The following is a 14298-nucleotide window of genomic DNA, read 5'->3' as shown; positions in this document are numbered from 1 at the left end:
GATCTACGAATGAAAAAGTGAAGGAGAAAAGGGCTCGTTGTCGCCGCGGGCCGGACCCACGCCGACGCCGACTATCGGACAGCCTGCCTGTTCTTCGATGTATCGCAGCAAGGTCGCGAGACTGGCGGGCAAACTGGAAGCCGGCACGGCGGCGCGATTCAATGGAGCGAAGCCGGGAAAGTCAGTCATGACAGGTTCGGACCCGGCCGGTCCCTTCCGATAGCCGGCAATCACTGGAACGACGCCTTTTTCCGTCCTCGTGAAATGCGTCAGGCAATCGCATTTGTTGACGAACAACTCGTCGATTCCATGCAGAGCGACAGCACGTCGAATCTGCGCCAGATCGAGCAGGCCGATCCGTCGCGGACGGCCGCTTCCCGTGCCGTATTCTCCGGTCAGGACGCGCAGCGCCATGCCGGTCGAGAAGTCGTCGCCGGACGCGAGCAACGCGTCGACATCGAGCGTCTCCCGCTCTTCTATCTGTCCGACTCCGTTCAACGCGGCATCGGCGCAATACCGGGCCGAGCGCGTGCCGCCGAGCTCGGCGGGGAATTCACCGGCACCCACCCGGGAGACGATGGCTTTGAGCACGCCAATCGATTTGCGGTGAAACCTGCACGACAGATCGCCGCCGACATACGCGTACGACGGACCGGTATGACTGGACGTGACGAACGGTTGATCGCCGTGTACAACGTCGAGCATCACGGATTGCGCACCTTCGAAAAGTACTCGCGCGCCGCCGCTCACCTTGTCGTTCAGGAATAAATCGTCTTCCGAAACAAATGGCCGAACGATTTTCCAGGCGGCCTTCATCGGAGCAAACTGTGCCGTCCATGCGTCCACGTCGAGGTTCGCATGAAAGCCGTTCGACTCGGTGTTGGCCTGCATTATTGCGAAAGCGCGCGCTTCGCCGTCGATCAGATCCCTCAACTGCATTGCTGTCCGCTTGCCACCGCGCATCCGGGCGGCGAGGTCTGCGTAACACGGTCCGATGCCGTTGCCCGTAGTCCCGATGTGCTGCCCTTGCGCGCGGTCAGCGAGAACATGGATTGGCTGAACCAGCGCGCTGCGATGGCTGATAAAAAGCCGACCCGCAAGCCCCGCCCCCTGTGCGTTCAACGCTTCGATTTCGGCGGCGAGCTTGACGAGATTGACCGCACAGCCGGAGCCGATATAAAGGATTTTTCCCGGATGGAATGCACCGGAGGGCACCTGCATGAGTTTCGCGGAGCCTCGCGGCGTCTCGATCGTATGCCCGGCATTGGCGCCGCCGTTGAAGCGCGCGATGACGTCGTAACGATCGGCCAGCAGGTCGACGATCTTGGCCTTGCCTTCGTCGCCATACTGCAGTCCGACCAGTACGTCCGCATATCCGGAGCCGTGGCCCATCTCATGGCTCCAGTGCAAACGTCGCTTCGACTTCCACGGGCGCATTGAGCGGCAGACTCGCCACGCCGATTGCGATCCGCGCGTGCGCGCCGCGCTCGCCGAAGATCTGCGTGACCAGTTCGGATGCCGCGTTGATCACGGTCGGCGCATCCGCGAAACCTTCCGAGGTCGCGACGAAGCCACCCAGTCGCAACACCTTCTGGATGCGGCCCAGATTGCCGTCCGTCGCGTGGTGCGCCCACGCGAGGATGTTGACGACACACAGGCGCGCCGCGCTCTGCGCATCCGACACCGACACGCGGTCGGGCACCTTGCCGGTGAACAAAGCCTTGCCGTCGCGCACGGGCAACTGCCCCGACACGATCAACTGACGGTCATGCAGAACGTAGGGCCGAAAAGCGGCCGCGGGAATATCGAGTGTCGGAAGGGTTATGCCTGCTTCACGAAGGCGGTCATCAATCGTCATCACAGCTCCTGGGTTTGCCGCCCATGCGGCATTCACGGTCACTATGGACAATTCACGTTCAGCCGGCGCTCGCGAGAATGACGAGATTCGTCGCGTTGACGCCATTATTCGAACCGGGCACATCCAGCGTAAGCCGTCGGCCCTCAGTCGTCGCCGGTCAGGCGAAAGTATTCCGTGGGACTGCTGCCCAACGCTTTGCGGAACATCGCGCTGAATGCACTCGGGCTGTCGTAGCCGAGTTCCGCGGCGATGTCGGTCACCGGGCGACCGTTGGCCAGCATCTGCACAGCGGCAAGCAGGCGCGCCTGCTGCCGCCAGCGCGTGAAGGTCATGCCGGTTTCATCGGGGAACAGACGGATGATCGTGCGCTCGCTCGCGCCCACCACCTTGCTCCACGATGCCACCGAGGTCTCTTCTGCCGGATTCGCGACGATCCAGCGGCAAATGCGTGCGATGCGTGGGTCGTTCGGCATGGGCAGATGCAGCGGTTCGATTCGCAGCGGCCTGATTTCCTGAAACAGCAACTCGACGACGAGTCCATCGCGGCCTTGCTCGTCGTAGTCGACCTGCATCTTGACGACAGCGGCGATCAATTCACGCAGCAGCGGCGAGATGGACACCACGCAACATGCCGTGGAGGCGAGCGGTGTGCGCTCCGGGTCGAAGTAAAGCGTACGCATTTCGATGCGTCCGACCGCCTGCATGCAGTGACGCACCCCTGGGGGAACCCACACCGCACGTTGCGGCGGGACGACCCACGAGCCGCCCTCGGCGGTGACGAGGATAGCGCCCGCGTACGCATAGATCAGCTGACCGCGCCGGTGCTCGTGATTGTCGATAAAGAACCGGTCCGGCAGATCGCGCGCCATACCGCCCACGGGCCGCTCGATGAGTTGATAGTCGTCCCGGTCTTCGCTCTTGCCGAACATGGCGTGTCCTCGATTGATGTTGTCACTTGCACGCGAGCAAGCCAGCCCACGGCACCTGTAATTTACGGAGTGACGCGGACGCGCAATGTTCGCCTACTCCAGCAACGCACTTTCATTGAGGTACAGAATGCCGGTTTACCGCTCGTTTAATCAAGAGGCTTTGGATCGACAATACAATGTCCGCGCCGGAATTCCGGATCACCTGGACATCTTCGCGCGCTGGTCGGCAACGAGCGCCGACTTTCGCCGCGAGCACGCGGTCGAAGAAAATGTTCGCTATGGCACGAATGAAAAGCAGGCGCTGGATTTCTTCCCCGCGAAGGACCGAGGACGTCCCGTCCTCGTCTTCATTCACGGCGGGTACTGGCAATCGCTCGACAAGTCGGACTTCAGCACGGTCGCCCGTCCCTATCTGGAAGCGAACATCAATGTCGCCGTGGTGAACTACCGGCTAGCACCGTCCGTGCGAATGGGCGACATCGTGCTGGATAACATTCAGGCAATCGCCCATCTCTATCGCAACGCCAATGCGCTCGGCCTCGACCGCGACGCGATCTTCGTGTCGGGAAGCTCGGCGGGCGGTCACCTGACGGCGATTCTGGCCGGCACCGACTGGGGCTCGCACGACCTGCCCGCCGATGTCGTCAAGGGGGCTTGCGCGATCAGCGGCTTATACGATCTGGAACCGATCCGGCTGTGCTATCTGAACGAAGCGGTCAAACTCGACGAGCAGGAAGTCGCTGAATTCAGTCCAAAGTTTCATCTGCCTGCGACCGCGTTGCCGTTCATCCTGACCGTCGGCGGCGATGAGTCCGACGAGTTCCACCGGTTGCAGGCCGAATATCAGACACTGCTGAACGACCACGGCCTCGACGTGCAAATCGTGCGTCAACGCGACGGCCACCATTTCGACGCGGTCGATCGGCTCGGCGAAGTGGGCGGCGCGCTGTCGCAAGCCGTCATCGGGATGATGGGCGGTTGAAGTCGAAGCGCGGCTGCGAGCGCACGCACCGATTGGAAGAGCCGCTCACGCCGGTGGCGAAGCGGCCTCTCGCCTGCACGCACACTATCGTGATCGCGGAGAGCAGCAGTCCGGCGAACACATCGGCAAGATAATGGCCGCCCTGCGTCGGCGTAGACACCAGCATGACCGTGTTCAATACGGCGGCGCACCAGAAGAACCGCGGCAAGCGCCGAAGCGAGTAGGTGAAGATAACGGCCAGCGTGGTATGAAAAGACGGCATGGACACGAGCCCTTGCATACCCGTCAGGTCGAATACCCGCATCGAGCCGTCGCGCAATATGGCGAAGTCCGAGACGGTCGAGACGGTGTTCGGTGCCGTGACATGGAAATGCACGAACGCACTCGCGGCAGGAAAAGGTGCCGACACGACGAGAAGCAGCACGCTCGACACCATGAACAATGAAAGAAACTCCGATATATCTTCACTGCGCCCAAAAAGTCCAAGAATGCAGGGGATGAAAAGCAACTGCCAGCGGCCGCTCTCATACGCGAACGACAGAATGGCGAGACAGTACCGGTGTGCCTGAACCCATTGATACATGGCGAGCCAGTCGAACCCGATGGTGCGATCGAAACGCACCAGCCCGCCGTCAACGAGCGGCGCATCGAGGGTCACGCACAGGTAGGACAGAATGGCGATGCACGTCGAGAAGCAGATCAGCAGCAGGTACCAGGCAATCGTTTTCGACACCGCGTCATAGCGCAATCGGGTCGTGACAGGCCGATAGCGCGGAATGCGATGCACGACGCCGAGTGCGGCAATCGAGAAAAGAATAACGCCGAGTTCTTTGGCTTCCACTTCGACACTGACCCACTTCACATATCGGTGGCTCAACGATAGCCACACCAGATCGAGCGTCAGGATAATTGCGGTGACGGCCCATCCGGACAGATATCGCTTCGTGAAAGAGGGGCGTGGATGGCTAAAACGAAAGTCGATTGCATTGCTTCGAGGCATGGCCAATACCTGTGCATATTATGGTTTTTTATGTTTGGGCCAACTCCGGGATGATTGTTTTTAAGGAGTTACCCCAACTCGGGGAGCGCCATTATATCCGGCGTCAGGTCACCTGCAATCATAACGACAGGTACGATTATAACTTTAGGGTGAGTGCCAGAAATCGTTCGAATAAACCGCGGTTTATCCGTGTCAGATATCCAGCGCGGGCCGATAATGCTCGACTTCCGCAAACTTCCATCTCCCCGCGAAGAAAGCCAGCACCAGCGCGCCCACGGCAAACAGCAGCACGATGCCCACGCCAGTCTGCCAGTCCCCGGAAAATGCGCCGAACGCGCTCGCGCGAATCGCCTTCACGGCCCAGGTGAACGGCAGCATCGGACTAATCGCGCGATAAAATCCGCTGGTCAGCTCGATAGGAATAATGCCGCCTGCCGCCGACAGTTGCAGAATCAGCAGAATCAAACCCGCAGCCCGGCCGAAATCTCCGAATGCCAGAATCAGGAAAAGAATAATCAGCTGAAACGTCAGCCCGGTCACGATAACGGTCACGGCGAAACCCACGGCACTCACCGGTTGCATATCGAGCATGAGTCGCGTCATGGCGAGAATGCACGCCGCCTGCGCGAGGTTGATGCAACACAGCAAAAACAGTTTCCCCAATAACAGCGCAACACGCGGATGCTGCTCGACATCGCGCGGCAATCGGCGCAGATAGAACACGAACGTCGTCAACACCGCGCCGAGCCACAACGCGACCGGAATGAAGTTGGGCGCGAAGCCGGTGCCGTTGTTTCGCACTGGCGCGTCGATCTCCACGTCGGGGCTAATCGACGAAGCCAGGCCGCTCGCCGTGCCGGGCAACGCGGGAACATCCATCGGCAGCGCGTTCTGCAAGGTTTCGATGCCGCGCGCGAGTTGCGCCGAGCCGTCTTTCAGCCGATCGAGACCGTGCGTCAACGCGTCGGCTCCGTTGGAGAGACGTTCGCTGCCGGCGGGAAGCGGGTCGAGCTTCGCGTCGTCGGGAAACTTCGATGCGATCAGCCAGACGCCCGACGCATACGCGCCGAAGCCATCGGCGAGCCGGGTTACGCCGTCGGAAAGCCGGTGCGAACCCTCGGCGAGACGCGCGGTCCCTTGCTTCGCCTGGTTCAATCCGCTCTCGAGTCGGGTCGCCCCATCGAACAACCGGTTCGCGCCATCCGCGATTTTTCCACCGACTATCGGAATCGGCCGCGTGCTGTCTCTGAGCAACGCAGAGCCCTGCGCAAGTTGCTGCGCGCCGTCGTCCAGTTTGACGAGGCCTTCCTGCAGCGTGACGTGCCCGGCGGCGAGTTGCTGCGCGCCTGCCTTGATGGTCTGCAAATCGGCGCACGAAGGGCTCTTCGATTCGAGCAGACGCGTCCCGTCGCGCAGTTGCTTCACACCGTTGGCGAGCAGCGTCACGCCGCCCGACAAGCGATGCGCGCCCGCATCCAGTTGCCTGCTCCCGTCGCGCGCCTCGCCGATGCCCGCGTCGAGCGCGTTCGCACCGGTCTTGAGTTGCGCCACGCCGTCGCGCAACCGTTCGAGATCCGTCGACGAACGCGCGATGTTCTGCAGCACGACTTTCCAGCGCGCTTCGTTCAGTGTCTCGTTGGCCTTGTACGCCACTTCGGTCGCGAAGCGCTTCGCGATACCGGCGCCCATATAGTTGTTGCCTTCCGACGTGAAGATGATCAGCTTGCCGGCCCCTGCGCTCGCGGCATTCGCCGCCGCTTCGCTGAAACGCTCGGGGATGATCAACGCGAACAGACTGTGTCCGTGACGAACCCGGGCTTTGGCTTCGTCGGCGCTCGCCGCATCGTAGAAGCCGAAGGTGCCGCTCTCTTTCAAACGATGCTGGAGACCGTCGCCGATATTTACGAACGTGCCGTGCACCGTCGCACCGCGATCCAGATTGACAATTGCCGCGGAGAGATCGACGGTGCGACTGGCCGGATCCCAAACGGACTGGATATAGATGTAGGCGTAGAGCGCCGGAATCAGGACGATGCCGAGCACCGATATCCGCAGGCGCGGAAAGCGCCCGAACAGCCGCAACTCGTGCTTCGCCACTTCGATGGTCTTATGGAGTAGATGCAATTTATCGCTTCCCTGGAGAGCGCATCGGGGCGCCGTCATGCTTTGTCGCCGTCAAGCTTCGTCGCCGGCCTTCTCGGGCCGTCTGGCAAGCGGCCCCGGGCATGGTAGCGTGCAAAACCCGGCACGATGCTAGTGCCGTTGCTCCAAACACCCTCGCTCCTGAATGCACAGACGGAGTGCAACCGACAGCCCGACGTAATCCGCTGCACCAGGCCATCGCCGTGCCAAACGTTTGCTGCGTGCATGCATCGACCGCATGCGCGATGAATAGGCCCGGCCCAATGCTTGCTTTTATGCAGGCACAACATTCCAACAAACAGGGACCTGGCCATGTCGAATCCGCTCGAAATCGTCGAACTGACGCATCACGTCAAGAAGTTAGCCACGGGGAAAATTTCCGACATCAACGACATCAACCGCGAAACCACGTTTCTTGCGCTCAACGCGCTGATCGAAGCAGCCCGCGCCGGGAATGCAGGCCGCGGCTTTGCGGTGGTGGCCAATCAGGTCAAGCACGTGTCGGCCCGCATCGGCGACATCACGACCGTACTCAATCGCGAACTCGCCGGTTCGCTGAACAAGCTTACCGACCTCGGCGACAGCATGATCGAGCGGCTGCGCTCGCACGAAGGTCAGCGCTGCGCCGACCTTGCGTTGAACATGATCGACGTGATCGACCGCAATCTCTACGAGCGTTCCTGCGACGTGCGCTGGTGGGCCACGGATTCGGCTGTTGTCGACTGTCTTGCGGGCGCGAACGAAGCGAACGACGCAACCGCAGCGCATGCATCGCGGCGTCTCTCGGTGATCCTCGACAGCTACACGGTGTACCGCGACTTGTGGATCGTCGATGCGGCGGGCAACGTCGTCGCCAACGGCCGGCCCGAACAGTATGCGGTGAAGGATCGTAACGTCGCCGACGCAAGCTGGTTTCGCGATGCGATGAAGACCGCGTCGGGCGCCGATTTCGTCGCAGCCGATATCGAAGCATTACCGCTGCTCAAGCATGCACACGTCGCGACCTACGCAACCGCGATCCGCGAAAACGGTGCGGCGGACGGCAAGCCGCTCGGCGCGCTGGTGGTCTTTTTCGACTGGGCGCCGCAAGCGGCGGCCGTGGTCAAGGGTGTGCGCCTTACGGACGAAGAATGGAGCCGCACGCGCTGCATGATCGTCAGCGCTTCGCATCGCGTGATCGCCAGTTCGGACGACAAAGGCCTGCTCGAAGAACAGTTCCGTCTGAACACGGGCGGCAAACCAGCGGGCTTTTATGATCTCCCCGACGGCCGCACCGTGTCGTTCGCGTTGACGCCCGGCTATGAAAGTTATCGCGGCCTCGGCTGGTACGGCGTCATCGTGCAGGCGAAAGCGGGGCAAGCGTAAGCAGCGGTGCATGACGGTCGTGGCCGCAAAACATGCACGTACGTCATATTTTTGTTAGCCTGTGTCCGGCCTTGAAAGGCAACGTCGGGCAAGCGGCGATCGGCAGGAATCGGGTTTCGGTGAATCAGGAGCCCCATCCGCGTCGTAGCCGGGACCCTTGCTTGCGGTCTGGCCGAGCCGATCGGCTCGCCGCCAGACCGACCGAATAACCGTTTTCACGCCATTTTTCACGGGATACAGACATGAAGTCGAAAAACATCGCGCCGTTCCTGATCGCCGCGCTACTTGGCACCTCGGCTGCCGCCTTCGCGCAGCAACACAACGACAACCACGGCGGTGGCCCCGGCGGCAACCACGGTGGCGGCCAGCCCTCGCACCAGGAGCACGGCGGCCCGAACCCCGGTCATGGCGGCCCGCACGGCGGCGGCCGCGGACCGGCTTATCACGACGCCTCGATCGACCGTCCGGGCGGCCCGGTTCCGCATAGCGACTGGCACAGGGGCGACCGGCTGCCGTCGGAATACCGCGATCGCAACTACGTCGTGGACGACTGGCATGACCATGGCCTGCAAGCGCCTCCGCGTGGTTATCACTGGGTCGGTGTGAACGGCGACTACGTGCTGGCCGCGGTGGCAACGGGCGTGATTGCCAACGTCCTGCTTTCCGCGCATTAAGTTTCGGTAAGGATTGGCGACAATAGTCATATTGCCAATACCGCATTTGAATCGCCTCGGACCGTGACCCATGAGAATGGGCCACGGTCTTTTGTTTTTGAAGCCACTGAAATCGCATCAATGACACGATGCGTAAGAACACACGGACAAAACATTGCGGATTTCTCTAGAGTTGAAACATTGCCAGTCAAACGTGACTAGCGACGGCGCGCTGACCGCCCAGCGCGATTCAACTCAAGGGAATCTCAATGAGCACCACATTTCGCGAAGAAATAACGACCGCCTGCCACGGCCTCGACACTCACGGCCTTAATCCGATTAGCGCGCCATTGGCGCCATTGACATTACGACACGCCATTCATCCCGAAGAGATACGTGACAATCTGCCAGCGGGACAAGGTGGCGTGGGTTTCCTGTTCCACGCGACCGACTGGGAAACGCTTTCGTTTTCTTTTCATAATGTAAAACACCGGAATGCGGCTTTCGAAGAAGAGCTTTGGAATACCAGGCCTTTCATTGCCTCACCCATCTATTCGGGTTCCCAACTCATCGGCGCGAATATCGCGTGTCCGGTTCCGCTGGAGTTGTGGCTCGGCAGTCCGCGCGGCATCAAGCGGTTTCGCGAGACGCAATTCTTTCCCGCATTGGAACTGGCGAGACAGGCCGGCTTGAACATGGTGGCAATGGGCGCGTCCACGCCTTATGCGTGCAACTACGGCGCGCTGCCGCGACAGACCCGTCCGCCGCATATCACCACCGGGCATGCGGCCACGGCGGCCATGCTGAAAGACTGGGCCATGCACTGCTGCAACGAACTCGACCTGGAGTTCGGCAATACCCAGCTCGCGCTATTCGGTGCCGCTGGCAGACTCGGCACCACCGTCGCCAAATACGTGTTGTATAAGGAGGCGCCGAAGGAGCTCATCCTCATCGACCTGCCGGACAAGGTGAATCTGCTGGCCGATCAGGCGAAAGAACTGATGGCCTCCGATCTGCTCGGCCGCACCAAAGTGTCGATCCATACGTTCGATCCCCACACGCCACTGCCGCAATTCGACGGTGCGATTCTCGCCAGCAGCACCAGCGTTCCTTACCTCACCGCGGCCGATCTGAAACGGGCGCAGTTCTGGATCGACGATTCGCACCCGCGCGCCGCCAGCGTGGAGGCCGAACTCGCATCGCGCGGTCATACGCTATATATTGAGTGCTTCGCGCGCGGCCCTGCGGGCCTCGACACCCGGTTCCCATTCAGACTGCCGTCCACCCGTGATGTTTATACCTGCTTCGCAGAAGGCTATGCGGCCTGGCAGGAAGGCATTGCATCCGATTTCATTATCGGCAGTCCGCCCGTGTGGTCGGTTTCCTATACGCACGGTCTTCTGAAGAAGTACGGCTTTTCGGTCGGTCCGTTTCACGGCAAAGACGGCTCGCCGATCGTCCGGGACACACAATATCGCGACAAACATGAACTAATCGGCTCGTGAATGTCATCGGAGGCCAGATGGTAATGCCGCGAGAAAATATGCGGGATGTATTGGAAAGAAGCCGTTTTGCGATTCGATGGGGCGGCGCACTCGGCCTCCTGTGTCACCCTGTCTATTACGTTATCTGGACTTATGTCCTGCCGCAGCCGTACGACAATCTTCCGCTGCGCCTGAGCGCAGCGCTGGTCTGCATCCCGCTTATATTCCAGGCGCATTGGCCGAAACGCTTCAACGGCCTTTTGCTGATCTACTGGCATTGCTGCCTGATTTACGTATTGCCCGTCGTTTGCACTTTCCTTGCCATCCGCAATTCGTTTTCGACGATGTGGATGATGACGGAGGTCATGATGATCTTCATCATGGCGCTCTGTATCGACAACCCGCTTCTGTTGATGGGCTGCATCGGCGTCGGCGTTCTTTCCGGCGCGGTGGCCGCCGTTGCCAGCGCGCCTGCGCCGATCGTTCTCACGACCGCCAACCGCTCGGATCTCGCGTTGTTGCCGGTCATCGTTTTATGCAGCATGGCTTTTAGTCATGCCATCAGCAAAGGCCGCATCTTCGTCGAAAAGAATCGCGCGTTAAAAGCGCTTGCCGGCACCATCGCGCATGAAATGCGCAATCCGCTCAGTCAACTGAAGCACGTGCTCGATCGCGTCGAAGAAGCGCTGCCCGCGTTGACCGACGCGAGCCAGGGGCCCGGTCTCCGCGCGCCGCCGTTCTCGCAGGACAGCGCGAACCACCTGTACCGCCATCTCGCGCACGGCCAGTTGTCCATCGAGCGCGGCTTGCGCATCATCGCGATGACGCTCGACGAGGTCAGCGCGCGCCCGTTGCGCTCCGACTATCTCGCGTATCTGGGCGCGGCGGCGACCACCCGCAAGGCGCTCGACGAAAACGGCTTCGCCGACCGGCAGGAGCGCGCCAAAGTGCGGCTCGTGGTGCTGGAAGACTTCACGTTCAAGGTGGACGAGACGGTTTATCTATTCACCCTGTTCAATCTGATCAAGAACGCGCTGCATCACATCGCGCCGCATCCGTCGGCCACGCTCACGCTGACCGTCGACCGTCATTCGGTGATCGTGCACGATACCGGCCCGGGCATTGCGCCGGAAATCCTGCCGCATCTGTTCGAGCCGTTTCGCAGCGCCGGCAATTCGGCGGGCACCGGTCTTGGACTCGCTTACTGTCAGCGCGCGATGCGGGCGTTCGGCGGCACGATCAGTTGCCGCTCGGAAGTGGGCCGATACACCCAGTTCATCCTGACATTCCCCGCCGTATCGGAGAACGAAGTCGCCGAACACGAACGCAAGATGTTCGAACGTGCGCAGCCGGTGTTCAACGGCAAACATATTCTGCTGGTCGACGACGACGCGGGCCTGCGCGCCCGGACCCGTCGCGTGCTGGCGAGAGTGGGCGCGCAGATCAGCGAGGCGGAGAACGGCGAGATCGCGCTGACCATGCTGCGCGACGCGCCTTTCGACCTCGTGCTGATGGACGTCAACATGCCGGTGATGGACGGCTACACGACCACCGAGAGACTGCGTGCCGACCCGGACTCGCCGAACGCCAGCGTGCTGATCGCCGCCTACACCGCCGAGCCGGGCAACGTGGCGCGCGTGCTCGCGCGGCGCGCCGGCATGGACGACATGCTCGGCAAGTCCAGCAACGAAGCGGGCTTGATCAATGCGCTGCAGACGCTCTTCGAAAACGGCAACCGGCATCATGTCGGCCAGCGTTTCGACGACTTCTCCGGCAGAACCATTCTGGTCGCGGACGACGACACCTACAGCCGGCTCGTCGCCAAGGCGTATCTGGAGCGCTTCGGCGCGCGCGTGCTGGAAGCCGAACATGGGCACGCCGTGCTGGCGCGCTTGCAGGACGACAGCGCGATCGACGCGATCGTCATGGACATGAACATGCCGGGCACGGGCGGCGTGGAAACCACCGCGTTGATCCGGGCCCGCGCGGATCGTTATGCCCGTTTGCCGATCATCGCGCTGACCAGTCAGGCCGATATCGACGCCGTCGAGGCCTGTCTCGCCGCGGGCATGAACGAGGTGATGGTCAAGCCCGTACAGGTCGGCTCGCTGTACGGCAGTCTCGCGCGGCAGTTCGCGCAGCAGCATGTGTCGCGCGAACCCGTGCTGCGAACCATCGCGCCGGACGAGCCGCCGTTGTCTCCCGCCGGACCCGCTGCGGTCGAGGAAAGCGATCTGCTCGACGAGACTCATCTCGAAGAACTGTCGTCACTCGATTTGCTGGACGAGTCGTTCGTGACCGGTATCGGCCAGATTCGCACGATCGTGGCCAGCCTGGGCAGCAGTGCCGCCGCGCGCGATCTGTCCGCAACGCATGGCGACCTGCATCTGCTGCTGGGTATCAGCGGCAATCTGGGCGCTCGCGCATTGCACCGCTTCACGAAGCATATCTATCCCCGCATCATGAACCACGAGTGGCCGACCGAGCCCGACTGGCTGGCGCGGCTGGATGCGCTCGCCAGCCGCTCGGCCGATGCATTGCAACATTATTTCGACTCGGCGGGAATGCGGCGCGATCATCGCGATCTGTTGAACGATCGCTAGCGGACCGGGGCCGCATCATGAACGCAAACATCATGAACGTACGATACCAACCGGCTTTCACGGCGCTGCTCGCAGCGGCTCTGTTCGGCGCTACGACGCCGCTGGCAAGAGGCCTGCTGGGCGCGATGTCGCCGTTCATGGTGGCCGGGCTGTTTTATCTCGGCAGTGGAGCCGGCCTTGCGCTCGCGATGGCTGTTCGGGCTTTGGCGCGGCAACCGGGTCATCCAGGAAGTCACCCCGGCACGCATCTAAAACGCGCCGAGCTGCCCTGGCTGCTTGGCGCCATCGCGGCCGGCGGCGTGGTTGGCCCCGCGCTGCTGATGCTCGGTCTCGCCAGCACACCGGCGGCGACGACTTCGTTGTTGCTGAACCTCGAGGGCGTGTTCACGGCCGTCATCGCGTGGGTCGTGTTTCGCGAGAGCGTCGATCTGCCGATCTTCCTCGGCATGGCCGCCATCGTGACAGGAGGCGTCGCGCTGTCGTGGACGGCGGGCGGCGGCGGTGTGCCGACGGGCGCGCTGCTGGTGATCGGCGCATGCGCGGCCTGGGGCATCGACAACAATCTGACGCGCAAAGTGTCGACCAACGACGCGCTGGCTATCGCCTGCGTCAAAGGGCTGGTCGCGGGTCCGGTGAACCTGGCTATTGCACTCCTGCTCGGCGACCATCTGCCCGACGCGCTGAAGATGGCGGCGGCGATGGTCACCGGTTTCGCGGGCTATGGCGTGAGCCTCGTGCTGTTCGTGGTCGCGCTGCGCAATCTGGGAACGGCGAGAACCGGCGCCTATTTTTCGGTGGCGCCGTTGTTCGGCGTCGCGCTCTCGCTCGTGTTGTGGCCGCAGCAACCGTCGCCGCTATTCTGGATCGCGGCGGCGCTGATGGCGCTCGGCGTCTGGCTGCATGTGCGCGAACGGCATGAACATCCGCATACGCATGAAGCGCTACACCACACGCATCGCCATTCGCACGACGCGCATCACCAGCACGTGCACGACTTCGACTGGCAGGGCGACGAGCCGCATACCCATGCGCATCCGCACGAGGCGATGACGCACACGCATGCTCATTTTCCAGATATTCATCATCGGCATGGGCATTGAGGAATCGCACTGCAGCGGCTTGGCCGAATAATCAGCAACGCCGCCCGTTAATGGCGATGTAAGGTGGCAACGCCCCCACGGTCGGCGACCTACACTCAAACAGGCCGCCGGACTTAGGCATGCTTTCGTCTGAAAGAGGTGAAGGTGATGACGCTATCCGTCAGCTCGACGGTGATTCGCGT

General features: G+C 61.8%; 11 protein-coding genes. 6 read left to right on the top strand and 5 right to left on the bottom strand.

The genetic code is table 11. The annotated features are described in order from the left end of the window. Nucleotides 1-3: 3 nt before the first annotated feature. From FQ746_RS06745 to FQ746_RS06735, 3 genes are all read right to left on the bottom strand, one after another. Entirely contained in the window at nt 4-1392 is a 1389-nt protein-coding gene (locus FQ746_RS06745; RefSeq protein WP_144108166.1) for an adenylosuccinate synthetase, read from the bottom strand. A 1-nt stretch (nt 1393) separates the two neighbouring features. Next, nucleotides 1394-1858, bottom strand: coding sequence for a RidA family protein (locus FQ746_RS06740; protein ID WP_144108165.1), 465 nt, complete (start codon nt 1856-1858; stop codon nt 1394-1396). A 143-nt stretch (nt 1859-2001) separates the two neighbouring features. After that, nucleotides 2002-2787: an AraC family transcriptional regulator gene (locus tag FQ746_RS06735; protein ID WP_144108164.1), complete on the bottom strand. Its 786-nt coding sequence runs from the start codon at nt 2785-2787 to the stop codon at nt 2002-2004. 127 nt (nt 2788-2914) lie between these two features. On the opposite strand from FQ746_RS06735, the gene FQ746_RS06730 reads away from it, so the two are divergent. After that, nucleotides 2915-3769, top strand: a complete 855-nt coding sequence (locus FQ746_RS06730) for an alpha/beta hydrolase (protein WP_144108163.1) — start codon at nt 2915-2917, stop codon at nt 3767-3769. On the opposite strand, the gene FQ746_RS06725 is transcribed toward FQ746_RS06730, so the two are convergent. Together FQ746_RS06725 and FQ746_RS06720 are read right to left on the bottom strand one after the other, a co-directional pair. Beyond that, nucleotides 3747-4769, bottom strand: coding sequence for a phosphatase PAP2 family protein (locus FQ746_RS06725; RefSeq protein WP_144108162.1), 1023 nt, complete (start codon nt 4767-4769; stop codon nt 3747-3749). The two genes, FQ746_RS06730 and FQ746_RS06725, sit on opposite strands and share 23 nt — an antisense overlap. A 192-nt stretch (nt 4770-4961) precedes the next feature. Then, entirely contained in the window at nt 4962-6893 is a 1932-nt protein-coding gene (locus tag FQ746_RS06720; RefSeq protein WP_186310658.1) for a YhgE/Pip domain-containing protein, read from the bottom strand. 330 nt (nt 6894-7223) lie between these two features. Here FQ746_RS06720 and FQ746_RS35495 point away from each other — a divergent pair, with 330 nt between their 5' ends. The 5 genes from FQ746_RS35495 (at nt 7224) to FQ746_RS06695 (ending at nt 14116) form a co-directional block, all read left to right on the top strand. Next, the gene (locus FQ746_RS35495) at nt 7224-8276 is read left to right on the top strand and encodes a methyl-accepting chemotaxis protein (RefSeq protein WP_144108160.1); all 1053 of its coding nucleotides are present in this window, start codon (nt 7224-7226) and stop codon (nt 8274-8276) included. Nucleotides 8277-8518: 242 nt separating this feature from the next. Beyond that, nucleotides 8519-8950: an RcnB family protein gene (locus tag FQ746_RS06710; RefSeq protein ID WP_144108159.1), complete on the top strand. Its 432-nt coding sequence runs from the start codon at nt 8519-8521 to the stop codon at nt 8948-8950. 248 nt (nt 8951-9198) lie between these two features. After that, nucleotides 9199-10434 carry a hypothetical protein gene (locus FQ746_RS06705; protein WP_260853917.1) on the top strand — a complete coding sequence of 412 codons (1236 nt, stop codon included), beginning with the start codon at nt 9199-9201 and terminating at the stop codon, nt 10432-10434. Between the two features lie 17 nt (nt 10435-10451). Next, entirely contained in the window at nt 10452-13016 is a 2565-nt protein-coding gene (locus tag FQ746_RS06700) for a response regulator (RefSeq protein WP_144108158.1), read from the top strand. 32 nt (nt 13017-13048) lie between these two features. Next, nucleotides 13049-14116, top strand: coding sequence for a DMT family transporter (locus FQ746_RS06695; protein WP_144108157.1), 1068 nt, complete (start codon nt 13049-13051; stop codon nt 14114-14116). Nucleotides 14117-14298: the final 182 nt, after the last annotated feature.

The organism is Paraburkholderia sp. BCC1886, from assembly GCF_900996245.1.
GTDB lineage: Bacteria > Pseudomonadota > Gammaproteobacteria > Burkholderiales > Burkholderiaceae > Paraburkholderia.
The sequence above is the reverse complement of the archived record's forward strand: the minus strand, read 5'-3'. Positions and strand labels throughout refer to the sequence as shown.

What these genes read in the sequence shown, in the direction of transcription:
- FQ746_RS06745 (WP_144108166.1), bottom strand. Translation starts at nt 1,392, where the DNA reads ATGGGCCACGGCTCCGGATATGCGGACGTACTGGTCGGACTGCAGTAT.
- FQ746_RS06740 (WP_144108165.1), bottom strand. Translation starts at nt 1,858, where the DNA reads ATGACGATTGATGACCGCCTTCGTGAAGCAGGCATAACCCTTCCGACA.
- FQ746_RS06735 (WP_144108164.1), bottom strand. Translation starts at nt 2,787, where the DNA reads ATGTTCGGCAAGAGCGAAGACCGGGACGACTATCAACTCATCGAGCGG.
- FQ746_RS06730 (WP_144108163.1), top strand. Translation starts at nt 2,915, where the DNA reads ATGCCGGTTTACCGCTCGTTTAATCAAGAGGCTTTGGATCGACAATAC.
- FQ746_RS06725 (WP_144108162.1), bottom strand. Translation starts at nt 4,769, where the DNA reads ATGCCTCGAAGCAATGCAATCGACTTTCGTTTTAGCCATCCACGCCCC.
- FQ746_RS35495 (WP_144108160.1), top strand. Translation starts at nt 7,224, where the DNA reads ATGTCGAATCCGCTCGAAATCGTCGAACTGACGCATCACGTCAAGAAG.
- FQ746_RS06710 (WP_144108159.1), top strand. Translation starts at nt 8,519, where the DNA reads ATGAAGTCGAAAAACATCGCGCCGTTCCTGATCGCCGCGCTACTTGGC.
- FQ746_RS06705 (WP_260853917.1), top strand. Translation starts at nt 9,199, where the DNA reads ATGAGCACCACATTTCGCGAAGAAATAACGACCGCCTGCCACGGCCTC.
- FQ746_RS06700 (WP_144108158.1), top strand. Translation starts at nt 10,452, where the DNA reads ATGGTAATGCCGCGAGAAAATATGCGGGATGTATTGGAAAGAAGCCGT.
- FQ746_RS06695 (WP_144108157.1), top strand. Translation starts at nt 13,049, where the DNA reads ATGAACGTACGATACCAACCGGCTTTCACGGCGCTGCTCGCAGCGGCT.